At 43.7% G+C, this 24,709-nt stretch carries 19 protein-coding genes and 2 tRNA genes; 7 read left to right on the forward strand and 14 right to left on the reverse strand.

The window, feature by feature from the left end; translation table 11 throughout:
* Complete coding sequence (locus M3080_RS00425) at positions 1–252, reverse strand: hypothetical protein (protein ID WP_249091432.1); 252 nt, start codon at positions 250–252, stop codon at positions 1–3.
* Between the two features lie 392 nt (positions 253–644).
* On the opposite strand from M3080_RS00425, the gene M3080_RS00430 reads away from it, so the two are divergent.
* Together M3080_RS00430 and M3080_RS00435 are read left to right on the forward strand one after the other, a co-directional pair.
* The gene (locus tag M3080_RS00430) at positions 645–3,923 is read left to right on the forward strand and encodes a hypothetical protein (protein WP_249091433.1); all 3,279 of its coding nucleotides are present in this window, start codon (positions 645–647) and stop codon (positions 3,921–3,923) included.
* 85 nt (positions 3,924–4,008) lie between these two features.
* Positions 4,009–5,703 carry a hypothetical protein gene (locus tag M3080_RS00435; protein ID WP_249091435.1) on the forward strand — a complete coding sequence of 565 codons (1,695 nt, stop codon included), beginning with the start codon at positions 4,009–4,011 and terminating at the stop codon, positions 5,701–5,703.
* A 114-nt stretch (positions 5,704–5,817) separates the two neighbouring features.
* Here the strand turns inward: M3080_RS00435 and M3080_RS00440 are convergent, their stop codons facing one another.
* On the reverse strand, positions 5,818–6,672 hold the full coding sequence (locus M3080_RS00440) for a competence protein CoiA (RefSeq protein ID WP_249091437.1): 855 nt from the start codon (positions 6,670–6,672) through the stop codon (positions 5,818–5,820).
* 473 nt (positions 6,673–7,145) lie between these two features.
* Here M3080_RS00440 and M3080_RS00445 point away from each other — a divergent pair, with 473 nt between their 5' ends.
* Positions 7,146–8,891 (forward strand): HNH endonuclease, encoded by a 1,746-nt coding sequence (locus M3080_RS00445; protein ID WP_249091439.1) that lies wholly within the window; start codon positions 7,146–7,148, stop codon positions 8,889–8,891.
* Between the two features lie 109 nt (positions 8,892–9,000).
* Here the strand turns inward: M3080_RS00445 and M3080_RS00450 are convergent, their stop codons facing one another.
* From M3080_RS00450 to greB, 8 genes are all read right to left on the reverse strand, one after another.
* Positions 9,001–10,113: a DUF3631 domain-containing protein gene (locus tag M3080_RS00450; protein ID WP_249091440.1), complete on the reverse strand. Its 1,113-nt coding sequence runs from the start codon at positions 10,111–10,113 to the stop codon at positions 9,001–9,003.
* On the reverse strand, positions 10,106–10,489 hold the full coding sequence (locus tag M3080_RS00455; protein ID WP_249091441.1) for a hypothetical protein: 384 nt from the start codon (positions 10,487–10,489) through the stop codon (positions 10,106–10,108). Before M3080_RS00455 ends, M3080_RS00450 begins: the two co-directional genes overlap by 8 nt.
* Positions 10,490–10,623: 134 nt before the next feature.
* Entirely contained in the window at positions 10,624–10,830 is a 207-nt protein-coding gene (locus M3080_RS00460) for a helix-turn-helix transcriptional regulator (protein WP_249091442.1), read from the reverse strand.
* Between the two features lie 122 nt (positions 10,831–10,952).
* Positions 10,953–11,747, reverse strand: a complete 795-nt coding sequence (locus M3080_RS00465) for a hypothetical protein (protein WP_249091443.1) — start codon at positions 11,745–11,747, stop codon at positions 10,953–10,955.
* Between the two features lie 3 nt (positions 11,748–11,750).
* The gene (locus M3080_RS00470) at positions 11,751–13,055 is read right to left on the reverse strand and encodes a tyrosine-type recombinase/integrase (protein ID WP_249091444.1); all 1,305 of its coding nucleotides are present in this window, start codon (positions 13,053–13,055) and stop codon (positions 11,751–11,753) included.
* Between the two features lie 179 nt (positions 13,056–13,234).
* Positions 13,235–13,310 (reverse strand) — tRNA-Glu (locus M3080_RS00475).
* A 12-nt stretch (positions 13,311–13,322) separates the two neighbouring features.
* Positions 13,323–13,398: transfer RNA gene (locus M3080_RS00480), tRNA-Ala, on the reverse strand.
* A 65-nt stretch (positions 13,399–13,463) separates the two neighbouring features.
* Positions 13,464–14,006, reverse strand: a complete 543-nt coding sequence (greB, locus tag M3080_RS00485; protein WP_249091445.1) for a transcription elongation factor GreB — start codon at positions 14,004–14,006, stop codon at positions 13,464–13,466.
* 131 nt (positions 14,007–14,137) lie between these two features.
* On the opposite strand from greB, the gene M3080_RS00490 reads away from it, so the two are divergent.
* From M3080_RS00490 to M3080_RS00505, 4 genes are all read left to right on the forward strand, one after another.
* Entirely contained in the window at positions 14,138–14,647 is a 510-nt protein-coding gene (locus tag M3080_RS00490) for a glycine zipper 2TM domain-containing protein (RefSeq protein ID WP_022472758.1), read from the forward strand.
* A gap of 21 nt (positions 14,648–14,668) precedes the next feature.
* A complete protein-coding gene (locus M3080_RS00495; RefSeq protein WP_022472759.1) occupies positions 14,669–15,148 on the forward strand; it encodes a DUF5384 family protein in 480 nt (159 codons plus the stop codon).
* 112 nt (positions 15,149–15,260) lie between these two features.
* Positions 15,261–15,878, forward strand: a complete 618-nt coding sequence (locus tag M3080_RS00500) for a LolA-like protein (RefSeq protein ID WP_022472760.1) — start codon at positions 15,261–15,263, stop codon at positions 15,876–15,878.
* Positions 15,865–18,201 carry an MMPL family transporter gene (locus M3080_RS00505; RefSeq protein ID WP_249091446.1) on the forward strand — a complete coding sequence of 779 codons (2,337 nt, stop codon included), beginning with the start codon at positions 15,865–15,867 and terminating at the stop codon, positions 18,199–18,201. The genes M3080_RS00500 and M3080_RS00505 overlap by 14 nt, the downstream gene beginning before the upstream one ends.
* A 374-nt stretch (positions 18,202–18,575) precedes the next feature.
* On the opposite strand, the gene M3080_RS00510 is transcribed toward M3080_RS00505, so the two are convergent.
* The 4 genes from M3080_RS00510 to M3080_RS00525 all read right to left on the reverse strand — a co-directional run bounded on the left by M3080_RS00510 (position 18,576) and on the right by M3080_RS00525 (position 24,496).
* Complete coding sequence (locus tag M3080_RS00510; RefSeq protein ID WP_283162496.1) at positions 18,576–19,910, reverse strand: anaerobic C4-dicarboxylate transporter; 1,335 nt, start codon at positions 19,908–19,910, stop codon at positions 18,576–18,578.
* 181 nt (positions 19,911–20,091) lie between these two features.
* Positions 20,092–21,492 carry an aspartate ammonia-lyase gene (locus M3080_RS00515; protein WP_022472763.1) on the reverse strand — a complete coding sequence of 467 codons (1,401 nt, stop codon included), beginning with the start codon at positions 21,490–21,492 and terminating at the stop codon, positions 20,092–20,094.
* A gap of 197 nt (positions 21,493–21,689) precedes the next feature.
* Positions 21,690–22,496, reverse strand: coding sequence for a fumarate reductase iron-sulfur subunit (locus tag M3080_RS00520; RefSeq protein WP_249091447.1), 807 nt, complete (start codon positions 22,494–22,496; stop codon positions 21,690–21,692).
* 14 nt (positions 22,497–22,510) lie between these two features.
* On the reverse strand, positions 22,511–24,496 hold the full coding sequence (locus M3080_RS00525; protein WP_022472765.1) for a fumarate reductase flavoprotein subunit: 1,986 nt from the start codon (positions 24,494–24,496) through the stop codon (positions 22,511–22,513).
* Positions 24,497–24,709 lie beyond the last annotated feature (213 nt).

Consider the following 24,709-nt stretch of genomic DNA (forward strand, 5'->3'; position numbering starts at 1 on the left):
TTAGTTTCTGAAACACTCAAAATCAGGGATGAATTCCACAGTAGGGAATTTCATTTCAAGTCTGCGCTTATCCTGCTTAGGAATTGCTACAAAAAGAGGCGCATTGGGAAACCTAATCTTTAATGCCTTTATGACTGTCTCAAGCGCCCCTTTGTCTTTAAGCTCAACCTTAACAAAATCATCAAACTCTTCACTTAGGTACTTTTTGCAATCCTCTCCTACATACAAAATAAACTCACGATCTTCAGACAATGAACACCGATCAAATACCGGTTTGTGCTTGTCTCCAATCATTAGTTCAAACGTGTAGCCGCGCTTGTAATCAAACACTCTGACTTGAATGAGCTCTTTATTGCTCTGAATTGGTAGAAAATATGAATTTGTCATATAAAGTTAAATCCTTTTATGAAGTTAGGTTATTGATCTTCATAAATAAAATTTATACCAATCAATTCATACCTACTGTGTACAACACAAACTTTCGATCTCCGAGAAACTATGTTTTATTCAATAGAACTCCTTTCTTCTGTGTTTTGAGAATTCTAAATCTGGTCTTTCATGACAAACAAAGAAAATCTCGATCATCTCTGAGTTAAAATTAGTGAGTTATCATCACCCGTTTTTTATCAGCAGAGTAGTGGAACATGTTGTCTGATACCAAAAAAATCCAGTTATGGTCTTTTCTAGAACTTCAGAGACTTTTTAGCAGTATTAGTAAAGAAGATGCTGTTGCAATTAATAAGTTGTTCCCTAAACGCATGGGATCAAAAGCAGCTAGCATAACTAACTTTAAACAAGGGGTTAGAGCTAAACCGTCAACTTATGATTGGCGTAGAGACAAAGAGGTTATTCTTCACCTTGCAACTCACCCAAAATATCTAATAGTTATTGCTGATTTGCTGATAGAAAGAACCTCTACCTTATCTACTGAAGAATTCCAAAAGTTTTATGCTAATGCACGCAATGATGCCTGGCGAGCCCCTAGAGCTATGGTTTTAAAAGCCATGGGCGAACTTGTTGAGTTTGAAGATTTTTACTTAAAAATTCAAGACATTCGGGAGTGCCTAGAACAAAACCAATGTGATTACGTTGTTAGGCCCATTACTAATGCAGAGACACAAGCTTTCAAAAAAATGGACGATAAGATGAAACTGGAGGAATGTCTAAAAATCTTGAAACAGGAGGAAGAGGAAGAACAAGAAGAAGAGGCAGAAAATGCCCAAACTCTAAGTTCTAGTCATGAAAAGCCTACTATGCCATCAACTGAGGAAGGTTCTATGTCGCTATCCGATAATCTTAAGCACACCCAATATTTAGGATATATCCGACTTCAAAACGGATCTTTTTATAATTTCTATCCGACCGCAATAGTCAGAAATAACGAAGTTTATTCAATCCCTGAAGAAACAGTTAAACATCAATTTCCCAGTTATGGAGCCTTCGCATTAGCTAAGTCACATTTCAGAAACTCTCTAACTAAAAACTTGATAGACAATTACTACTACCTGATTGCAATTGATGAAAGTGATTTAGAGAATAACCACAACGATGATTACGTGTATCGTCTTAGTGATTTTCAAAAGATAGTTCAAAGCGGTCGCTTCGAGCCTATTGAAAAAATTGGTGCTTACTTTGTTGTGTATCCGATTAATGCTAATGCTGCAATAAATGACTCAGAAATTGATTTAAATACCTCAATTTATGTTAGTTTTACACCAAACGCTGAAGAAGATGCCGCCCTAAACTACTCAAAACGCATTGATGTAGTTCTTTCTTATGGTGATAAATTTTTAGGCCCCACTCCTTTAATACAAGACGCAAAAGGACGATACTATGTAAATTTCCGAAGTGGTTCCAAAAATGGTGAAATAGAGTGCTTCGAAGGTAAGAACTTAAATCAACAACTCTATAGATCAATGATCTTTGTTCATGATGCGGATAATGGACAAAACTGTTACCGTGATATCCTGTTGACTCGGCGCTCGGGAGTTCAGAGAAGCGTTATTGATACCTACGACGATAAAACATTACTTAAACGCATAGCAGAACAAAGTAGACAATTTGATAAAAAAACGTTATCTCTAGTAATTGAGTGGCTAGACAAAACTGCATTAGATACCAATTTGTTAGGCTCTAATCTTGACATTCAGAAAAGCCGGAGAGACCGTTTAAAAGATATTATTAGCAATATCCAACTCAATGAATCTAATGTAGAGCAGTTTGCCAGTGTCATTACAAGTTGTTTATCTTTGGCGAAAGATGACGAAACTGGTTTCTTTGACAAATTAACCCTTCGCATTGCAAAAAACCCAACAGCTTTAGAAAATCTCAAAGAGTACAAAGCTATTCGTGATCAGATAGATGTTTTACTAAACGAAAAAAGTGGTTTAGAGCAGTCCATCTCTGTAAAACGTGAAGAATTATCCAAGATTGATGAAAAATACGAGAAGCAAAAGCAGGCAGAGCTAACTGAACAAGTCAATAAACTATTGCAACAACGAGATGAAGCAAAAACTCAACTTGATGATTTAATTAATAGCCAGAATGATGTAAAAAACTTAGCAGAAGTAAAACAAAAATTAAGCGATTTAAAAGAAGAAATCAGACAGAAGCGTTGGAGTATTACGGACTATGAAAAAGAAATTGATAGGCTTAGCCACACGCTTATTGAGTCAGTAAAAGACGACAAAATTTCGAAATTAGCGTTTACGCCTGCTCTCGCTCATAAATTTTCGGAAGCAGCTGCTTTATGGGTTTCAAATAAAAAAGAGGACGAGCTTAGTAAAAAAGAAATCGTTTTAAATAAATTACAAATGTCTGACTTATCTAGTCAAGAACTAGTCGAATACTTATATTCAGCAACGTCCAAGCACCGTAATTACGATCGTAATACAATCCTGAACCTTTACATTTGCCTTGCTCAAGGCTTTTTAACCGTTTTTTCTGGGCAACCTGGCTGTGGTAAAACGAGTATTTGCAACATAATTTCCACAGTTTTAGGCTTAAATTCCTATGGATACAGGGCTGGTACGTCTTTAGATATCAATCGTTTCCTTCAAGTTTCAGTAGAACGAGGTTGGACCAGTAAGCGTGATTTCTTGGGATATTACAACCCCTTGAGCAAAACATTTGAAACACAAGATGCAAAGCGCCATGAGTGCTTCAAACTCCTTGACAGAGAAGCGAAACAAAACAGATTCACTCATCCCTTCATAATACTGCTTGATGAAGCCAATTTGAGTCAAATGGAATACTACTGGGCTGACTTCATGAATATTTGTGACAACCAAGTTGGTATGGGTTCTATCCATCTTGGAGATGGCCATAGATATCTAGTCCCTAATACTCTTCGATTTTTGGCAACAATTAACAACGATCAAACCACAGAAATTCTCTCTCCTCGCTTGATTGACAGATCATGGGTTGTATCTTTACCTAAACCTATTTTTGATGATTATTCCGTTCTAACTTCCGAAGTAACAGAATGCAATCCAAAGGACGATAGTATTGAATTAGTCAACTGGGAAACTTTTACTAAAATTTTTAGTCTCCCATTTGTCCGGGAAGATGTGAGCCGCTACGATGAAAAAATAAATACGATGATGAACTCGATCATCAAATTAGTTAAGGGATTAGGCATCAACGTATCTGCTCGCTCATACCGAGCCATGATGAACTATATTTATGTTGCAACTTATTGGTTTAAATCTGAGGATATGGGTTCTAGCTATACTCCTGCGATAGACTTCGCAGTAGCTCAAAAATTATTACCTTGCATCAGCTGTGTTGGGGCTCAATATGAAACACCTCTTAATGAACTATTAAACTTTTGTGAAACAAATGATTTAACCAAGTCCGCAGAGATCTTAACGGATATCATAACTCGCGGTGAGCGCGCCATGCATATGTACTCTTTCTTCTAATTGAAATACCATGGCTGCTCCAAAATTACGGTTATTACTTCACGGTCAAAAGTGTTTTGATTGCGAGTTGTCAACTCGAAGGAAAATGCTTACTGCTGAAGAAATCTTGAGGATTAACCGCTCAGTTATAGCTGACGGATGTTACACCTTTGAACTATTTGATTTCGATACGTCTGAACAAATTTCAATGAGTATTAACGGTGTCGATGTTATTACTAACAATTTAGTAAAGGACAATAAGCTTGAGCTAATCCCCACATATAGCTTTTTGTCAAAATATAACTTTGACAAGCCTTTTGCTGATTTTTTTGGATTCATTCAAATCGAAATTATCATTGGCAGCCAATCTTGGTTTTCTGAGTTTTTACAGATTTTACTGCCAGAGAATGAGTTCACTAATGATTTAAAAGCCATGGCACGTTATGTTGCTAATAACCAAGATGCTTTACTTGTAACGGACTCGCCGTCTCTGAGTTTCACTAACTCACCCAACCCAGATTCCGATCCACCTGATACGTTAGCCACTCTTAATAAAACATTGGAAACAATAATCCATGTGTATGAACGACATATTGGCTATTTTAAAGGACACGCAGAAACAAAACTCATCCAAATCCAGAAACGAGATAACTTTGAAAAAATTAAGAATTTCTCCGGTCATACACTGTCAAGTATTTTGCAAAATCCCGGTGAGTTAATACCAGTCACCTATTCAACTGGCTTAACTGATGGGTGGCATTATTATCAACCTCTTCATGCATTAGTTGCAGACAATGTCCAATCACGTGATACTTATGAAAACTCAGTAATTTTAAGTTTCTTGAGTCATATATCTCAAAAAATCATCCTTGTTTTAAATGATGTTCAGAATCTTTTAGATCAGGACCTTTATGAGTCTAAAATCCAAGGATACATTTCATCAATTGATGCAATTTGGACTTCACTTCATGGGCGTCTAAGCAACGAAATTGAACATTTGAAGAACATTAAAACAAAAATAGAACAACTTTTGGTAATTTATAGACGTCTTTTACCCGTTAAAGAAATGCAGATTACAAGTATGCCTCAGGCAAATCAGGTTTTCTTACGGGTCCCTACTTACCGACTATTTTTTGAACTTATCGGTCAATGGTTTTCTTTACCTCAATTTAATCTCAAAAATGAAATTCTAATTTTTACTTTTCTTCTCAATAGCAGACTCTACGAATACTTTGTACTTCTTAGTGAGATTAATGCGATTATCTCACAGGGTTTTAAACCTGTACGAAATAGTAAATTTGATTGGAGTCTCACAGAGAAAAATATCATTCCCGAAGATGACTTTTTTGCTAACACTTTTACATTTATAAAAGAAGACACAACAGTTACGCTTTATTTCCAACCTGTTGTGGGGGGCCATCAGCAAATCGATGACAACGGCGTCGAACTAAGACGGATCACGACCCTTAAATATAATTCGGAAGCCAGAGGTGGTTATTATTACAGACCTGATTACATCATTAAAGTTCAAAACAGTTCCTCGACTGAATATACTATTCTGGACGCTAAGTATTCAAAGTATGAAGTTGTTCGTTCACAATATGCAGCAGAATTAGCATTTAAGTATTTAATGAGTATTCGGTGCTGTAAAAATACTGATCAACTCAGGGGACTTCATGTTTATTACGGGAAACGCTCTCTTGCAAAGAACTCAGTCAAAAGCTTTTGGAATTTGCTTGATGATGACGTAGCCAATCAATCAAAACCATTCTTTACAACTGAAGGTAGATTTCCTATCTAACTAAAATTTTTTTATCTTATCGAGATTTTATTCGTTTCACGTCCCTCTGCGGGACATTTGGAGATTTTGCAAAATACCTTAATAAGCAAAAATGTATAAAAGTGTTTATCAACATTAAAAACGAAAACGATGCCGATACCGAGGGCGCAACGTTAATGGATTTCGCAATAAGTCTCTAATTGGATAGGCTCGGTAATTCCTTGCAATCCTAGCTTGTTCAGCCTGCCATTCCTTGTACACAAAATTCATTATCGGCGAAAAGAAGTCCTTGCCAGCCAAAACGCTTTGAGCAAAATCTTCTTTACTGATAAAAGCCGCTACAGCACTATCCGAGTATTGAGGGAAAAGGCAACAAAGTTCTAAAGAACCAATTGACAAGGAATCTTCTAGCACCTGCAAATCTGGATGAGACGTAAAGTCGAAAAATATTGGCACTGGTAGCTTCAGCCACGTTTTATTGAAAACTTCGTCAGCAAAATAAAACTCAAAGAAATTGGTTCTCTGTACTGGCCAATAAGGAATAGGGGCCATCTTCTTAAAATCATGAGAAGAAAATACTTTGATCAATTTCGGAAAATCAGTCTTCCTTCGGCAACCGTCAACAACCCAAAGAATGTGCTTATAAAAGTTATTCCTTGACTGAAGCTCTTCAGGTTTGATGGCTGAATGTTGAAACTCAATTACCAAGCCGTTTGGAGTCAACACATCAGCAACGTGCTTTTCTCCTGTCTGTTCATCGTACCTCGTTTGCTCTTGCCACGATTGAGGGAAGCGGCTCTTCCATTCTCTGTGCCACTCAGTTTCAGATTCCCACCAAGAATCGCAGTCTTTTCTACTTAAATGAGCCCAATGGGCATGCCTAAACTTACCGCATTTTGCGACAACATCAGTTCCACAAAACGGACATTTTCCCTTTTGACCAGAAACTTCAGCTTTCGACAACACACCATTGATGTACGCATTTAACATAAAACACCTAAAAATCGTCTATTTGATTAATGTGTTATAACAGCAATTACTTCAATATGTGATGTAGGCAGGTGTTGAATAACGCTTCGAGAGGGTCTAACGGGTCTTTTAACCTATTAAGGCTATGTTCGTAGTTAAGTGCTTTCGTTTGTCAAATAAACGATTTTGTTAAGAATAAAACAAGTCTTCAATTGAAAGGGAGCTACTAACAACAGCATTTTCCCAACATAAACGTCTTTTAATCTTATTGTTTTAGGGCATCTACTCGGTCACTTCGTGCCCTGCGTGATGCCTAAAAAATTCGCTTAAACTCCGTTTCTGTTGGGGAAAGTGATAGTTAATCGTTAAAGCCCATATACTCCTGACAACCCGTTAGATCCGTTAGATCCTCTCAATTTTGACAATGCTTGTTTACAGAGATAAAAAGCCAACTTTCTTTTACAATACCTGCACCGTGCGGCCTACGAGCTGCATTGAAACCGATCCCTGTGGGGTGTTTCGCCGTCCTACAATTTACAACTATTACTCATCGTTTTATGGCCTGGATAATCTCTATACTCGCAGTTGTTTTTCTTGTCTCCTTGATCAGTGCCGAGGTTTGGGCAGTAATTGGCGCTGTAATTGTGATTTGTCTTGCTGTTGTAGTAATTAATCAACAGAAAAAGAAAAAGCAACGAGAGGAAATTCAGAAAATTATTGGTCTTAGCGATGCAGAAATGACTCCGGATCATTTCAGCTACCCTGTAAAAGTGATGAGTCGAGCGACGTTAGACAAATACGACACCTTGAAATTTTTTAAAGAACAACCCGATATCTTAGCCATCGCCAAAGAGCATATCGAAACAAACAAAGATCGCGCACACAAACTCGAAGAAATTTTGAATGATAAGAATTTAGATTTGTATAGTGATTTTCGCTCTGAACTTCAGAAGCTGCACAAAGATTTGGTTTGCTATAGGGTACTTATTAGTTACCAAACCAAAAAGACTCTATCGACGCGGAATCTCTATATTTCCATGGAAGAAATTACTGAAATAGAGAGCCAACCGCATCTTCTTATTGGAAAAACTGAGTACAACCGACAATTAAAGCAAATGCTTGCAGACAAGCAGCATGAGATGTACGACCGGATCAATAGCATTATTGATGTAGCCAATGAATCTCGAGATCATCTAATCCTGAAGGGATCGCAAAATAAACTTGATGGATTAATTGCTGGACTTTTCAGCGAAGTAGTCTCTAGTGTTCGAAAAATCAAGTCCGTGGATAGCCTTGAATGGGAACTGATAGAAAAACAAGTTGGAAAAATTGAGAGAGAGGTGGAGGATATGCTCGGCCTCAACAAAAAGATTCTCGACTACTACGAGTCCCCTGATTTTGAGCGAATCAAGAACACTTGTCAATCAATGATTAATTCGCAAAAAGAATTTAATGACTACATTAAGCAAAAAGTTGAGTCGATCTCTAAACTTTTCGGCAAACGGACTCTTCGAGAAGAAACAGTCTTTGAAGATAAGAACCAATATGTACGAGCATACAAAAAAACGGTTGCTCCCTTTACAGCACAGGTATCTGCTCAAGTGTTCTCAAGTGCAGAAAACAATCCCATGGGCTATCTCGTAAAAACGTTCTATCCGAACAAAGCCGCATATCCACAACAAATTCAGGATCTTTACAAGCTAGTCGAAGAATTAGAAACTTTGAGAGATGCGAAAGAGATCATCGAGAACTACAAAACCGAATACAAACAGTACATTGGTAACGTACCAGACTACGTCATGGATAACGATTCTGACGGCTTTTATTCTCGTCTTGGTTTTGCACAGGTTGACGAAAGCACGCTTACAGTCGAGTATGTGTTTACCTACACGTCATCTGGCGGCAAGGCACAGCGAAGCTTCAGCGTACCGATGACACTTGAAACGATTGAGGAACTTATTAACACACTCAAGAGCAAACTCACAAAGGAAGCGTTTATTAAAGAGCAACGTCTCCTGATGACCCCGAAACTTCGCGAAACGGTCAAGGAACGCGATCTCTACACATGCTGTATGTGTGGAAATTCAATCACTAAAGAACCTAACCTACTTCTTGAGATCGACCACATTATCCCTGTGTCGAAAGGGGGCGAAACAATTCCTTCGAATCTCCAGACTTTGTGTTGGAAGTGCAACCGCTCTAAGAGTAATAAGATTCTTCATGATGGTAGCTCTGAATAGATTCGACATATTTGCACTGTTGGTGAGTGGGCATCACTCTCAGACGTGTGGATGGCGGCTTTCATTTTGAACCAGGCCGCTCACTCTTTTGAGGAGCGGCCATATCAGCTTATCGATAACGCTTATACGCGTTGATCAACTTATCAGTTCGATAACAACGTTTGTTGTTAAGTTGCGAGTTTTGAAAAGTTTGGATTTCAAACTCTCCCATAAATAACGATAGCTTTTTCGCTGATAGCTCGACCCATGTTGGATCTTTTCTTAGCTCCGCCAACAGATCCTCTGTGCTTATTGACGTTTGTGGATAATCCTTAACGATTACATACACATCCCTCAGTAGCCGAACTGCCTCGGTTTGCGACAAAGCTTCTGTTTTCGTCAACACTCGACGGCTGGCCTCTTTAATTTTCTCAACGGTGCGAGGATCGGCACAGCATTCTGCAATGGCCCACAGAGGCTCAATATTGTCCATCTGTCGATCGTTCAAGTCATCAGGGAACACCATATCCCCTTTGTTTATCAACGTAAAGACATCAGCTCCATGCTGTTGAGCCAGAGTGAACAACTTGCGCCGCAAGATTTCACATTGCTCTTTAAATTGTTTCAAACGGCAGCGTTCCATCTGCTTCGTTTTACGAACCAATTCAATCACAATGCTTCGATCAGTCAGGGTGTCACTGATTTTAGATGCTTTGATCCCGGCAATCGCCTTAAAACCAAAGCAGCTGAAAGCAACAATTTCTCCGCCGTAATTACCATTGGCATTGATTGCCGTGCGAAGAACGCGACCGTCCCGAGAGTTACCACAATTTAAGATCGAGGCAAAATCTAAACGTGAGTTCAAATAGCGATCGGCCTCATCCATCAATAACGTTGGGCAGTCCTTGGCCATTACTCGGAAGGTAGCCGCTGCCGTCAAATCTCCCGACATTACAGGGAACCGAACTATTTCTGCCAGTACCTTTAGCAGCTTGGTTTTACCGCAACGTTTTGTTGGCGAGGTGATCAACAAATACGGCAAGTAATCCAAGTGATCCACGAACCACGTGGACACCACCCATTGACTAACGAGTAGTCGTTGAGCGCCCTTCATTGACACGAACTTTTTTATCAGTTCGTTGACCTCTTTCAAAACCGCTACAAACTCAACTTGTTCAGGCCATTGCTCTGGCGCTTCAAATTTAAGTTCTGTGAAATTTTCAAGTCCTTTTTTTTCAGGCATAGTAGCCTCCTTTGTCAAATTGATAGGTCTGCATTTGTGGCTCTTTAATTTGAAAGGTACTTGTGATAACGATTCGAGGATTCAAGAATCCCAAAGGAACGTTTATCACTTCCGCTGTAGCGACAACACGTTGCTGATCTTGCTGAGCCGCTTTTTGTTCCAACTGTGAGTCAAACCAAACGGCCTCTTGCCCAGTTTTGAGGTTTTTGACATAACCTCCATCAACGTTGGGGAAGACGAATAGATCGGCCTCACGCTGGTTATATCGGTCTCCAATTACATTTAATTGGAGCGTTTGACCTGCTGGGGGGAGACTTCCTGAAAAGTCAACACCGACTGCCAAGCAGGCGATTGAAGCTGATGAAAATATTTTCATCGTTAACTCCTTTGCCGCCTCGACTGACAGTCCGTGATAGACTTGCGATCGAGGGCGGCCACTTTTGTTGATTGGTTGTTGAACCTGCACCTGCGAAGTAACGGTTCAACGCCTTTTGCTTAGCTGCCCTTTTTCTATGCTTGTTTCATTTTGTTGCCTCCTTGATCACGGCCCTCAAGCCACGCCTGAATTTCGTCCAACTTCCAAGCCGTAACCCCTGTCGAAATTTTGATCGGCCTTGGGAATTCTGGCTTGAATTTGCTCCAACGCCATACCGTTGAGCGGCTCACCGAGAGCATTGCCGCAACGGTTGGAACCCTTATTAATTGAGATGCTTCCATCATCGTCTCCCTAATGTTTTGTTTTCGCTAGCGATGATGGAATTGTGAAATAAAAAGCTTCAGTTGTGTGAGAATCGCGATTCGCGATCTAGTAATGGCCTAGATCGCGATTCGATGAGGAGCTACTTCTTATCGATCTTGCCTAGAGGAAAGTTTTTAGTAAATTTTTTATAAGTTGAAAACTCTTCTGTTCGCACTAAAGAACTTAAAAATTCCCTTAAACGATTATGTTTTAAGCCAAAAAATTTCCCATCCTCTTCAAAGATTGCATTGGGTAATTTTTTGTCAAAAAAATCACTCAATTGTTTTGAATCTCTGAAAATTGGTTTTGAAAAATCCGGCGGATTAAGATCGTCATACCAAGCTAAATAATAAGCTTCGTAGGCAATTTGAATAAAATAATCAATTCTTATCCCTTTTGACAAAAGAAACTCTGCCTGCTTAATTTCCTTCTCTGAGAGAGTTAGTGGTTTAATTGCCTTTTCATGAGCATCAGGTTGCTCATTTTTTTGATCTTTTTTAGACATGTTTTTTAATCTTGATGGAAAGCCTATTTCCTTCTTGTAACGATCAAAAAGAATCGGTCTTTCTTGGTAAATAAAATATTTTTTCCATTTCTGCTTTACCCACAACATGAGATCTACTAGATCAATTTTTGTGGTTATTGCTTGATTAAAATCATTTTCCGAAATTTGGTATTTTCTGTATAAACGCCTATTTTTTGAAAAATCATTGATGATTACCTCTCGAATCTCAGTGATGTGATCCAAAAAGCTCATATCACCTATCTCTTCCAATTTTTCGGTAAAGTCACAATCGCAAAAATAAAAACTTGCCTCTTGAATAGACCAAAATTCTTTTTTGATTAAGCTCTGCCTTTGTTGTTCAGTTAGCCTTAATGAAGCAATTTCTATCATTCATTACTCCTTAGACAAACAGTAATTAGCCCAAGCCTGCATCATTTCTGCACGGCTCTTTAACGCCTGATTGCGTTCATATGCTCCATTGTAAGCATCATCAATTTTGTGGTGTAAACAAAGCTCTGCGATAGAAGCTGAGAAGCGCTTGTCATTGCCTAATTCATCATCTTGCGCCCAAGTTCTAAACGTTGCGCGTGCCAAACCGTGAGGCGTTGCTACCGCAGGCAATTCGTTCTTTGTCTTTTGTTTCGGATCAACAAAACCCTTCTCCCCTTTTTCCAAAGCCTGCATATGTAATGCACGAATCACAACCTTGAGAGCCGCATCTGATAGCTTGCCGTTACCCATTGGCGAAGGGAATATGTAGCGAGAATAACCCTGCGTTTGCACTGAACGGATTAACTCAAGCGCTTGATCACTTAAAGGTACAATGTGATCACCATTCGCAGAGGCTTTCATCTTCTCCGCTGGAATAATCCATTGCTTCTTATCCCAATTAATTTCTTCCCATAATGCCTCTCTGGCATTGCCTGAGCGTGTTGCAGTTAAGATGGCAAATTGCAAGCAACGCGCGGCTATTCCCTCATACTGCATCAAAGCTTTCATAAAGCGCGGCATTTCACTAACAGCCAACATGGCGTGATGTCTCGGTTCTTGAATAATCCGCTTCGGTAGTAAATGCTGAAGGACTTGTGGATCGACAGGATTAGCACCATCAAAATAATCTTTGGCTTTTGCCCAAGAAAACATTTGGCGCAACATTTGACGAGTTTTGGCCGCTACCGCTCGGTGCTGCAACCAGAGCGGCTGCAATACTTCTGCGATCTGCTGAGGGGTGACTTCACTGATAACTCTCTTACCTATGATGGGCAGAATGTAGCGACCTAGACGACTGAAGAATAAATCACGATCTTTTACAGACCAATCAGAAAAGGTGTCTTTGTATTGAATAAATAAGTCAGCTAATTTGGATACAGTAATTGCCGCTCGTTCTTGACGAACGGCTTCTTCTCTTTGCTTTTGCAAAGTCTCTTCACGCAGCAGCAAAGGATCAATCCCTTCACTAATTTGCATCCTATATTCAGCCGCTTGCTCACGAGCACGCTTTAGTGAGCAGACGCTATAAGAACCGATTGTGATTTCTCGACGAGTTTTAGTAACAGGAGAGGTGTAACGGAAAAAGAAAGTTTTCTGGAAATTTTTGATTCGCAATGCTAATCCGACAACTCCACCAACAAAGTAAACCCCGTCTCCTTTGAGTCTGCGAACTTGCAAATCGGATAATGTGGTAGCGACTTTCGGCATATGGCCCTCCCACCAAAAAGAACCCTATACCTTCATTTTAGTGGTAGCCCACCAATACTTCCACCAAAAAACTTGCGATTTAGTGATAATGGATGAGACTGCCTGAGACATGAATTATTTGATTTTTCAAGCAGATACAAAAAATCTCATACTGCCTGAGACGGTATGAGATGATAGTTTGGCGTCCCCACGGGGATTCGAACCCCGGTACCGACCGTGAAAGGGTCGTGTCCTAGGCCTCTAGACGATGGAGACACTATCTAACTGTGGTGGAGGTAAGCGGATTCGAACCGCTGACCCCTTGCATGCCATGCAAGTGCTCTACCAACTGAGCTATACCCCCGAAGAGAAAACGCATTGTATAGAGCACTTATCAAAAAATCAAGGCTTTTACGATTTTTTTTCGTTTTAGCAGTATTTAACTTCTACAATTTCAAGATGTTGTACACCGGAAGGGGTCGGCAAAGTAACGGTATCGCCTTCGTGGGCCTTCAAGAACACTCTGGCAATCGGACTGATCCAACTCACATCACCCACGCTGGCATCGGCTTCGTCAATACCAACAATACGAATGGTGTGCTCTTGCCCTTCTTCATCTTCATAAGTAACCGTTGCCCCGAAAAACACTTGATCGGTTGCAGGCCGCGTGGCAGGATCAACCACTTCAGCCATATCAATACGCTTACTTAAAAAACGAATACGGCGATCAATTTCTCTTAAACGACGCTTACCATATAGGTAATCCCCATTTTCGCTTCTATCCCCATTACTGGCTGCCCAAGCCACCACATTGGCCATTTCCGGCCGCTCTACGCGAACCAAATGTTCACGTTCGTCAAGCATTCGCCGATAGCATTGAGGCGTCATGTAATTTTTTGTGCCGTGAGGCAATGCGGGCAACCCTACTTCTTCGTCGTCCTCATCGCTTGTATTGATAGATACGTTCTGCATGGTCCTTTCCGTAAAAAGGTCGTTACATTTTTTTCTAACCGTTGTATTTTAGTCCAGCTAAATTATGCAGTCGAAATTAAATTGCGCTAAAGTGAAATCGTAATAAATAAATCTATTTTTTGGGTGAATCTATGAAAAAAATCGCTCTTGCCGCCGCAGTCGCTGCTTTAGTACTTTCAGGATGTGCTAACGATGGTCGTTACTACCGTTCGGACACGTACGCCGCAACTTCTGTCAACCAAGCTCAACAAGTTCGAACCGTTGAAATTTTGTCAATCGGTACCGCTCAGGTCGCTGTATCCAACACAGATAATCGCTCTGATGCAAAGACCATTGGCACAATTCTCGGAGCTATCGCAGGAGCTGCAATCGGTAGCCACAACAACCACGACACGGCTTCCAGAGTCTTGGGCGGTTTAGCCGGCGGTGCGGTTGGCAATATTGCCGGCGGAGCAGTTGGCGGCGATCGTACAAGTTATGTTGACGGCGTCCAGTTAACTTTCCGCTACAACAATAAACTTTACAATTCTGCCCAAGTCGGACGTGTGTGCGAATTTAAACCCGGACTTGCCGTGATGATTTCCACCACCCCGACGGAAACGCGTATTCAGCCGAACAATCCCGGTGGTTGCGGTCAATAATAGAAAGGGAGAAGTAGTGATATGTTGAAGTATTCTTTGATTGCCGCCTCTGTAATGGCTCTTCTTATTCCCACCGCGCAAGCCCAAGTTGGCGGAATGTCAATGGATGAGCAAATCGCAAGGATTCATCAGGCCGAGCTTGAAATTCAGGCCTTGGATGCGGCAAAAGAACAAGAGCGTCAAGCGGCTCAAAAAAAGGCCGCCGACATCCAACGCAGAGCAGATCAAGCTCGAGCAAAAGCTCAGGCAGCTGCACAAAAAGCCAAGGCTGATCGTGAAAAGAAACTGCAAGCCTATGATGATCAAGCTCGGGAGATGGAGCTTGAATCCAAACGCCTTGATATTGAATTGAAAAAAGCTCAGTTAGAGTTACAAAAGAAAATGATTGAAGCTAAAGCCAATCGCGCAGATGAATTCGTTCAAGCTGATTTGGACGCAGCACGGGCTAAAGTTCAGACACTGAAAGAGCAATCTGAAGCCCTACAAACTTCGGTTCAGTAACATTCCGGCATTTAGACTTCCAACACCCGATGGATTATTTGTCCATCGGGTTCATTTTTTGCGTGCCACTCTTCGCTACAATGTAAAGACCGCTTATTAATTTTTCTCACTTATGTCGGCAGCTCATTCTTTTTTAACGATTTCGCTTGCAACAGTGCTTTTCTCTGTTGCACCGTTGTCGTGCGCATCAACTGCTGACATTATTTCCAGACTCAAAATTGCGCCGGTTATTGAGGGACGTTTTATTCAAAAAGAAAAATTGGTTTCAGTCCCCAAACCTTTTGAATGTGAGGGTTTCTTTATTTTTTGGAAGGATGACGTTCTCCTTTGGAAGGCTACCAAACCAATTCTGACAACTTCTCTTTATACCGATCAGAATTTCAAAACCTATATCCATTTAAATGGGAAACGGATCGAAAATACGTCACCCTCGGCCACCAATATTGTCAACAGAATACTATGGGGATTGCTTTCGGCTGACATGACTGCCTTGGAACTAGACTTCCAAATTTTTAGTCAAAATAAACCGGAAAGCTGGAAAATGGATTTCTATCCCAAAAGCAACATGACCGGCAGTATTGTCAAGCACGTCTCGGTAACCGGTAAGGACACTCCGGAAAAAATAGTGGTCGAAAATTTTTCCAGTGACATCACGACACTCATCATTGATGAGATAAAACTGTCCGAGATTTCGTCAACCCAACAGGAGAATGAACTTGCCAATCCGTAAAATCATTCTCGCCTCTTGGCAAGCTCTGGCTCTTACTTGGGCATTGTCGTTGCTTCTCGCGCTAGGTTTTTGCACCCATTTTCTGCTCAAAAACGGGATTGATTACGACCAAGCTCATTTATATCCCGTCACTCAAGTTGATGACTCGCGAAGTGCGGCGCAAAAGAATTTAGCGCCCTTTGCTAACTACCGTCTTATTTTCATGGTCGGTTTCCCTGAACACACGGCAGCCTCTTTCGATGATAATGTTCTGAAAATCAAGGGCCTATGGGAAGTTCCTTCGTCACTAAAAAAGGTTAATTGGGAAGGATTGGAAATCAACGAATACTTTTCCTTCTATCGTTTAATTTCCAACCGTTTGATGAATCTGGTCGATCAGCACACAATTGCGGCTTCATCGGACGATGAACTTCTGGCGCGCGCCTTAGAAAGTCTTACAGGCATCGGACAAGCCAGTTTAATTCCCAAGGCTGACGACCCCTTAGGCTTTTTTGATCGCTGGGCTAAGAAGCGCCTACCGAGAAGTACAGTCGTTTCCAGCGGTGACACGTTAAAGCTATATGCAGATAACCGCGTGTGGGCTATTTTTGTTTACGAAGCTCCCGATGACTTGACCGGGCTTTCTGCATTTAAATTAAACCGCTCAATTGATGAATTAAAAAGCATCAGCCAATCTGTTGTTCCTGATACAACGGTTTTAGTGCATGGCAAGCCTTATGTCAGTGCCAACGTGGCTCACACCCATTTACTAGAGCTATCGGGTATTGCCACATTCATCATTATCTTTCTAGGCGGTCTGATTCGTAAATGGTCACCATCTAACCGTTTTTTGTTACTCGTCTTATTCAGTATTATCTCGAGCTACATATGCGGATTTTTCGGTGTAATCGTGTGGTTTGGCAGCATATCACTCTGGGCCCTTGTCTGCTCTTCTGCGTTAATCGGTCTGGTTGTAATGCTCGTTGGCTATTTCCTTTTAGTGCAGCGCCATTATCCGCACCTTTCTCCGATCAAAGTTTTTGACAAAATTTTTACCCCCTTACTTTGGATCGTTTTTATTGAATGCGCGGCCCTAGCACTTTTGTATCTTGCGCCGCTCCCCGCCGTTCGGCAAATCGCCCTATTTATGTGCTGTGGCCTTTTAGGTTGTGCAATAACGCTGATTTTAATTTTCCCCAGTTTCAATCCTGGACCGATTGCTGACAGTGACTTCAGCAAAAAAATGCTTAATTTCAGCCGATTTTTCCCTCGGTTTTCTTTGAAGCATTGGCAACATAAACCAACTGATTACACGGCCATTGGCATTACTCTCATTGTGATTTTATCGGCCGGATTTTTGCAACTGAATTTCACGCAAAACATCCAAAACTTAACCTTTATACCCCCAGAGCTTGAAAGTGAAGAAAAAACGGTAGACCGTTTACTGAGCCTACCCAATACCGATAAGTTTTTTATTGTGACCGCATCCAGTCCTCAAGATGTTCTGATGGGCGAAGAGGCTTTACGGCTTAGTTTCGTGCAGAGGGGAATGAATAAGACCGATATGACAACCACTTGCATTTCAAAGTGGTTCCCCTCTTATACGCGGCAAAAAGATATTGAAAAACTTAGGTTGGATATGTTTAATCGGGTCCGTGAGCCGCTTTCTGCTGTTCTCGGTTACTCACTGAAAGCACCCAATCCCATTCAGCTTGATGTCCGTTTTGAAGACTGGCTCGATTCGCCGAGCGCTCAATCCGTGCGCCATCTCTGGCTTGAAGTCCCTCAAGGGTACAGTTCGATCGTACAGGTAGCCGGTATTCAAGACGCTCAAATCCGAAATCTCTACGACTTAGCGGAACATTTAGCTGGTGTCACATTCGTGGATATGGTCGGAGATGCCGATACATTTCTTGCTCAATACCGATACATCTTTATTGGAATTTTCGTTTTGGCTGTTGTTTGCTCTTTTACTGTCAGCTTGTTTCACTACGGCATAAGATCTTGGCGCATCGTTGTTCCGTCTCTTCTTGGCGTCGCATTCGCCATTTCTCTTTCTTCCTGGTTTGGCATGCCTTTCACAATGTTCAGCGCCATGTCCATGGTAGTTATTTACGGGCTTGGCATTGCCATTTCATTGCTCTTCTACACTAATGAAAACAATGAAGACCTCAGTTTTAGCCTGACGACGTTCGCCTTCCTAGCCACTAGTTTCGCGTTTTGCTTCATCGGGCTAAGCTCTACACCCGCCATTCAAACATTTGGGCTTACTACCGCTTTAGGCGTCCTTTCAACAGGCATCATTATTTTGCTTGTCAGACCTCGATCTAAAGCGACCTCTTGATAGCCCGAACCTTATGAAGGACATTCTCGATTATTCAGAAAATGGATTTCATGGATTCCGTGATCAGACAACATCAGGAATAGTCTTTTTTGGCTAAATGCATATTCACAATCTGTATGACGCATTCTGTGGTTCTGTTTGTCTCTCTATAACAGCGTCTTTGCTTTAAAGACGCATCAACATCTATTTAAGTTACAAATTTTGAACCACTTAGACAATGATTTTGCTTTCCCAGAACTCTCGCCAAGATGTGGAAGACAGTCACTGTTATTTGTTAGGCTGCAATAGAAAACGGTAAGCTACCGAAGCAACTTACCGTTTTTAAATCTTATCGGATGTTAGACATCCGATTTAGTTTTCAGCAAAAGTTCTGATTAGAACACTGCGCAGGCAGCGAAACCGAACACAACGCTGAAGACGATGGCCAACACGCCAGGGAGGAAGAAGGCGTGGTTGAACACGAACTTACCGATGCGGGTTGTACCCGTGTCGTCCATCTGAACAGCGCCCAACAACGTCGGGTACGTCGGGAGAACGAACAAAGCGGACACAGCAGCGAACGTAGCGACCAACATGTAGGAGTCGCCCGGGTTAGCAGCGGTGATGCCCAAAGCCGTCACAACAGCAGGCGTAATGGCCTTAGCCGTAGCAGCTTGGCTGTACAACAACATGGCGGCGAAGAAGAAGATCACAGCCAACAGAGCCGGGTATTGAGCCACGGTCGTAGCGGAGAAGTCCGTGATTTCCTTCGTGTGACCAGCAACGAACGTGTTACCGAGCCATGCAACACCCAACACGCAAACGCAAGCAACCATACCGCTCTTGAAAACGGAGCAGGAAGCGATGTCGTCAACGTGGATCTTGCACATAACGGTGATCAACGTACCGATCGTCAACATGATGCCCATAATAGCGGCGTCACGACCAACGATAACCGGGTCAACGATACCAACAGCCGGAGAAATGGCGGAAGCGTACAACACAACAGCGATAACGCCAATCAAGAAGATCCAAACAGACTTCTTAGCAGAGGCGGAGATTTCACGGTGCGTAGCGCCTTGCGGAGCCTTAACCAAGCCCTTAGCCAAACGATCCTTGTAAACCGGGTCGCTGTTCAAATCCATATTTTGGATCAAGGTCATAACAAAAGCCGTGACCATGCAGCCAGCGAACGTCGTCACAATCCAGATACCGAGCAAGGCAGGATAGCTCCAGCCGAACGGTTCGAGAACGCCGGTCATGTAAATAACAGCGGCGGACACCGGAGAAGCCGTAATAGCGATTTGAGAAGAAACCACGGCGATAGACAACGGGCACACAGGCTTAATGTTTTGTTCCTTAGCCACTTCAACGATAACCGGGATCATCGAGAAAGCGGTGTGACCGGTACCTGCGAAGATCGTCAACACATAGGTAACGATCGGGGCCAAGTAGTTAATGTACTTCGGATTGCTACGAAGAATGTTTTCAGCGATTTGAACCAAGTAGTCGAGACCGCCAGCCAATTGCATAGCAGAAATAGCAGCGATCACGGACATGATGATCAAGATCACATCCCAGGGAATCGCACCCGGCGTCATGCCGCAAACGAGACCTAAGACCAGCACGCCGATACCGCCGGCGTAGCCGATACCAATGCCGCCCAAACGGACGCCAAAGAAGATGGCGCCCAAAAGGACGATAATTTGAAGAATTAACATCAGATCCATATTACCCCCAAAACCGGAGTAGTTATTATCTTTCTTATTTTCCTAGAACAGAGAAGGTTTAAGCCTTGACCATCTAGAACCCATTCGCATCGGCGGCGGATTTCTCCGCCGCCTTTGCTACTGTGAGAACTTTACCCCGTCTCAAAAAATTTTGATACGAGGTTTTCCCTAGGTTCAAAAATTACATTTCGAACTTCGGAGCGATCAAGTTTTGCAGATTGAAAACCTTATCCCATTCTTCTTGGGTCATCAACTTACGTTCTTCAACGATGAGTTGATGCAAGGTCTTACCAGTGTGGTAACCTTCGTGGGCGATTTCAGAGCAGGTCTTGTAACCGAAGTGCGGCTTCAAGATCGTGATAATGCCCAAGGAACCCATCACCAAGTCCTTGCAGCGTTCGACGTTGGCGGTGATACCGTCAATGCACTTCGTACGCATGCCGTTCATGGCGTTGGTCATGACCTTCATACCGAAGAACAAAGCCCACGTGATCGGGGGTTCCATCACGTTCAATTCGAGTTGGCCAGCAGAGGCAGCCAACATGACCGTGGTGTCCAAACCGATAGCGATAAAGCTTGCTTGGTTCATGGCTTCCAATTCAACAGGGTTGACCTTACCCGGCATGATGGAAGAACCAGGTTGCATTTGCGGGAGGTTCACTTCTTGGAAGCCGCAACGCGGACCAGAAGCCAACAAGCGCAAGTCGTTGCAAACCTTCGTCAACTTAACGGCCAAGCTCTTCATAGCGCTAGAGATGGCGACGTAACCACCGCAGTCAGAGGTAGCGGCGATCAAGTCTTCACTGTTGCGCATCGGCAAGCCAGTCAATTCAGCCAAGTACTTGACAGCCAAGGCCGGATAATCCGGGTGAGCCGTCACGGTCGTACCAATAGCCGTACCACCGAGGTTCACGACATAAAGATGTTCTTGAGCATCCTTAATCGTCTTGATTTCGTCGGCGATCGTGAAGCCCCAGCCGTGGAATTCTTGACCCAAGGTCATCGGCACAGCGTCTTGCAAGTGCGTACGACCCATCTTCAAAACGGTCTTGAATTCGTCAGCCTTCTTGTAGAAGGAAGCGACGAGGTCTTCAACAGCCTTCAACATCACATTGCTGCGGAGCAACAAGGCAACGTGGAAAGCGGTCGGATACGTGTCGTTGGTGGATTGACCGAAGTTAGCATGGTCGTTCGGAGAAACCAAAGCGTAGTCACCCTTCTTGGAACCCAACTTTTCAGCGGCCAAGTTGCAGATGACTTCATTGCAGTTCATGTTCGTGGACGTACCGGCACCACCTTGGACCCAGTCGGTCACGAATTGATCATGGTATTTGCCAGCGATCAATTGGTCGCAAGCCCAGATCAAAGCGTCAGCGACGTTGGCCGGGATCGTACCGAGTTCCTTGTTGGCCATGGCGGCAGCCTTCTTCACATAAGCGAAAGCGATGATGAAGAACGGTTCTTGAGCCATGGACATTTCCGTCACATGGAAGTTTTCCTTGCCACGAAGGGTTTGCACACCATAGTAGCAATCATCAGGAATTTCCTTGCCACCAAGGAAGTCATATTCAATACGAGACATGTTTTTTTTGCTCCTCGTTAAATCATATTAAGAAGGCGTCTTTTGAGGCGTCTCCGTTTTATAAACTACGCGACGTCAATCGATGACTCCGGTTTCGAGCATCGTCGGTCCATTGACCTCTCGTAGGGTTTCAAAACCTTTAAGTCGGTGTGAAGCACCATTTCTGATCCTTCACACCTTCTCTCCGGTTCTGAGAATTACTTCACGACCTTGATAGGAATAGCCTTCTTCGGGGTCGGCAAAACCTTATCGTAGCCGCGGATACCTTGTTCAGCCATCTTACGACGGATGAAAGCGATTTGCGTCTTCAACGGCAATTGCTTCGGGCAGAAGTCGTGGCAAGCCAACAAAGACATGCAACCGAACACGCCGCTATCGTCACCGATCACTTCATAGTAGTCGGCGTCGTTACGGTGGTCACGCGGGTCCAAACGGAAGCGAGCAATCTTGTTGATTGCGACGCCGCCGGCGAAGTCCGGGCGCATACGAACCGTACCGCAACCAGCAATACAGCAACCGCATTCCACGCAACGGTCCAAGAGGTAAATATCTTCGGCCAATTGCGGATCCATCGGTTCTTCCTTGCGGCAGATATCGACTTCTTCTTCCTTCAAGTGAACCCATGTTTCCATGCGTTCGCTCATGTTGCGCATCCACTTACCGGTGTTAACGGACAAGTCACCGATCAATTCGAAGGCCGGCAACGGAGCCAACGTGAATTCCGTCGGCAAGTCGCGGGTCAACGTACGGCAGGCCAAGCCAGGCTTACCGTTGATCATCATGGCGCAAGAACCGCAAATACCGGCACGGCACACGAAGTCAAATTGCAAAGAAGGATCTTGCTTATCGCGAATTTCATTCAAAGCGATGAACAAGGTCATCGAATCGGATTCTTCCAATTCGAACGTCTGCATGTGAGGCACGCTAGCCGGATCAGCAGGGTTGTAACGCAAGATGCTGATCTTGAGCAGACGATGTTGCTTTTGGGTATTGTTTTCACTCATTTTTCGTCAGCTCCTTAGGCCAAAGGTTCATCAATACGTTCATTCTTACCTTGCAAGCGCTTCGGCAAGAGGTGAGCGTACGGCATCAAAGCGTTTTGAATAGCGAAACGATCGGCGCCTTCGGCTTCCATCTTAGCGCGGATTTCATCGACTTCAGCTTGACGCTTGGCCGTATCCGGGTGATCGATGTAGTTCTTGGCACCGTAGCCACGCCAACCCGGAGGCAATTCCATCTTGTTGACGTCGAGATCTTCGTAAGAGAGCGTCGGCAACGTGTCGTTTTCGTCCTTCCAAGCAGCCAACGTGCGCTTGAGCCACTTGCTGTCGTCACGAACCGGGTAGTCTTCACGGAAGTGAGCACCACGAGATTCCGTACGAGCAGAAGCGCCGCAAGCAATCGTCAATGCCAAGCGCAACATTTTTTGCGTACGATAAGCATACGTCAATTCGGTGTTGGCACCGAGATGCGGTTTGCAGGACACGTTGAAAGAACGCTTGTACAAGTCTTCCAATTCGCTGATAGCGCTTTCCATATCGGCGCCGCGACGGAAAATACCGATCTTGGAAGTCATGATATCTTGCATGCGAGCACGCAACTTGGCCGGGTCTTCGGAACCATGACCATCGCAGAAGCGATCAAGCTTAGCTTGTTCACGCTTGATGAAGTCATAGACGATAGACGTCGGGATATCGATAACGTTTTCAGGCTTTTCGCAGAAGTCAGCGATGTATTCGCCAACCAACATACCAGCCACAACCGTTTCAGCCACAGAGTTACCACCCAAGCGGTTGAAACCGTGCATATCCCAGCAGGCGCATTCGCCAGCGGCGAACAAGCCCTTCAATTGACGGCTTTCACCCGTGTAGTTCGTGCGGATACCGCCCATCGTGTAGTGCTGAGCAGGACGCACAGGGATCCATTCCTTCACCGGGTCAACACCCAAGAAGTAGTGGCAGATTTCATACACTTCACGGAGGTTGTGCTTAATGTGATGTTCGCCCAACAAGGTGATGTCCAACCAGATGTGTTCACCGAAGCGGCTCTTCACACCCTTACCTTGAGCGATACGTTCTTCCATACGACGGCTCACCACGTCACGGGAAGCCAATTCTTTCTTTTCAGGTTCCACATCGGGCATGAAGCGGTGACCATCAACGTCACGCAACAAGCCACCGTCACCACGGCAACCTTCCGTCACCAAAATACCAGCCGGGAAAATACCGGTCGGGTGGAACTGAACAGCTTCCATGTTACCCAAAGTGGCAACACCCGTTTCCAAAGCCAAAGAGTGGCCCGTACCTTCGCAGATCACGGCGTTCGTGGTCACTCGGAACAGACGACCGGCACCGCCAGCGGCGATAGCCGTAGCCTTAGAAACATAAGCCATCAATTCGCCCGTGATCAAATCACGAACAACAGCACCGTAGCAGCGCTTGCCATCATGAATCAAAGCGATAGCTTCAACACGTTCCACAACCGGGATGTGTTCAGCGATCACGCGGTCGCTCACGGCGTTCAACATAGCATGGCCCGTGCCGTCAGACACGAAGCAAGTACGCCATTTCTTCGTACCGCCGAAGTCACGTTGACCGATGAGGCCAGCGGCTTCTTTACGTTCGGTAATCGTTACGCGTTCACCGTTGATGATCACTTGACGATCACCCGGGGTGATACGGCTCCAGGGCACACCCCAGGCAGCCAATTCACGCACAGCCTTCGGGGAGGTGTTCACGAAAAGACGGGCGACATCTTGGTCGCAGCCCCAGTCGGAACCCTTAACCGTATCGGCAAAGTGGACGTCTTCGTTATCGCCCAAACCTTTAATCACGTTACCCAAAGAAGCTTGCATACCACCTTGAGCGGCCTTCGAGTGAGAGCGCTTGGGCGGCACCAGCGACAAGATGATGGTGTCCTGACCGCGACGCTTGGCAGCAACTGCCATACGCAAACCAGCCAAGCCGGCACCAACCACCAGCACGTCGGTGTAGATGATTTTCATAATTACTTGGTCTCCTTGATCCAAGAGGGCCACCGGTTAAGGATTACCATCCCTTACCGGCAGGGGTCTTTTTAAAAAGGTTCCCCTCGTTCGTCTCGACCGCTACTACCGAATCACCCACCTCGGGAAACCCAAGAGAATGCTCATTCTCTCTTGCCTAAGGCAACCACTTTCGCAGCTTCCTTATCGCATTTGAAGGGGATGTATTCTCAC

Origin of the sequence: Parasutterella secunda (assembly GCF_023336895.1) — a bacterium.
GTDB classification, from domain to species: Bacteria; Pseudomonadota; Gammaproteobacteria; order Burkholderiales; family Burkholderiaceae_F; genus Aphodousia; species Aphodousia faecalis.

Excerpts from the sequence above, each read along its gene's own strand:
- greB (WP_249091445.1), bottom strand. The coding sequence starts at position 14,006 with ATGCAGAACGTATCTATCAATACAAGCGATGAGGACGACGAAGAAGTA.
- M3080_RS00465 (WP_249091443.1), bottom strand. The coding sequence starts at position 11,747 with ATGATAGAAATTGCTTCATTAAGGCTAACTGAACAACAAAGGCAGAGC.
- M3080_RS00470 (WP_249091444.1), bottom strand. The coding sequence starts at position 13,055 with ATGCCGAAAGTCGCTACCACATTATCCGATTTGCAAGTTCGCAGACTC.
- M3080_RS00455 (WP_249091441.1), bottom strand. The coding sequence starts at position 10,489 with ATGAAAATATTTTCATCAGCTTCAATCGCCTGCTTGGCAGTCGGTGTT.
- M3080_RS00440 (WP_249091437.1), bottom strand. The coding sequence starts at position 6,672 with ATGTTAAATGCGTACATCAATGGTGTGTTGTCGAAAGCTGAAGTTTCT.
- M3080_RS00500 (WP_022472760.1), top strand. The coding sequence starts at position 15,261 with ATGTCGGCAGCTCATTCTTTTTTAACGATTTCGCTTGCAACAGTGCTT.
- M3080_RS00520 (WP_249091447.1), bottom strand. The coding sequence starts at position 22,496 with ATGAGTGAAAACAATACCCAAAAGCAACATCGTCTGCTCAAGATCAGC.
- M3080_RS00525 (WP_022472765.1), bottom strand. The coding sequence starts at position 24,496 with ATGAAAATCATCTACACCGACGTGCTGGTGGTTGGTGCCGGCTTGGCT.
- M3080_RS00510 (WP_283162496.1), bottom strand. The coding sequence starts at position 19,910 with ATGGATCTGATGTTAATTCTTCAAATTATCGTCCTTTTGGGCGCCATC.
- M3080_RS00515 (WP_022472763.1), bottom strand. The coding sequence starts at position 21,492 with ATGTCTCGTATTGAATATGACTTCCTTGGTGGCAAGGAAATTCCTGAT.
- M3080_RS00490 (WP_022472758.1), top strand. The coding sequence starts at position 14,138 with ATGAAAAAAATCGCTCTTGCCGCCGCAGTCGCTGCTTTAGTACTTTCA.
- M3080_RS00450 (WP_249091440.1), bottom strand. The coding sequence starts at position 10,113 with ATGCCTGAAAAAAAAGGACTTGAAAATTTCACAGAACTTAAATTTGAA.
- M3080_RS00460 (WP_249091442.1), bottom strand. The coding sequence starts at position 10,830 with ATGGAAGCATCTCAATTAATAAGGGTTCCAACCGTTGCGGCAATGCTC.
- M3080_RS00495 (WP_022472759.1), top strand. The coding sequence starts at position 14,669 with ATGTTGAAGTATTCTTTGATTGCCGCCTCTGTAATGGCTCTTCTTATT.
- M3080_RS00435 (WP_249091435.1), top strand. The coding sequence starts at position 4,009 with ATGCTTACTGCTGAAGAAATCTTGAGGATTAACCGCTCAGTTATAGCT.
- M3080_RS00430 (WP_249091433.1), top strand. The coding sequence starts at position 645 with ATGTTGTCTGATACCAAAAAAATCCAGTTATGGTCTTTTCTAGAACTT.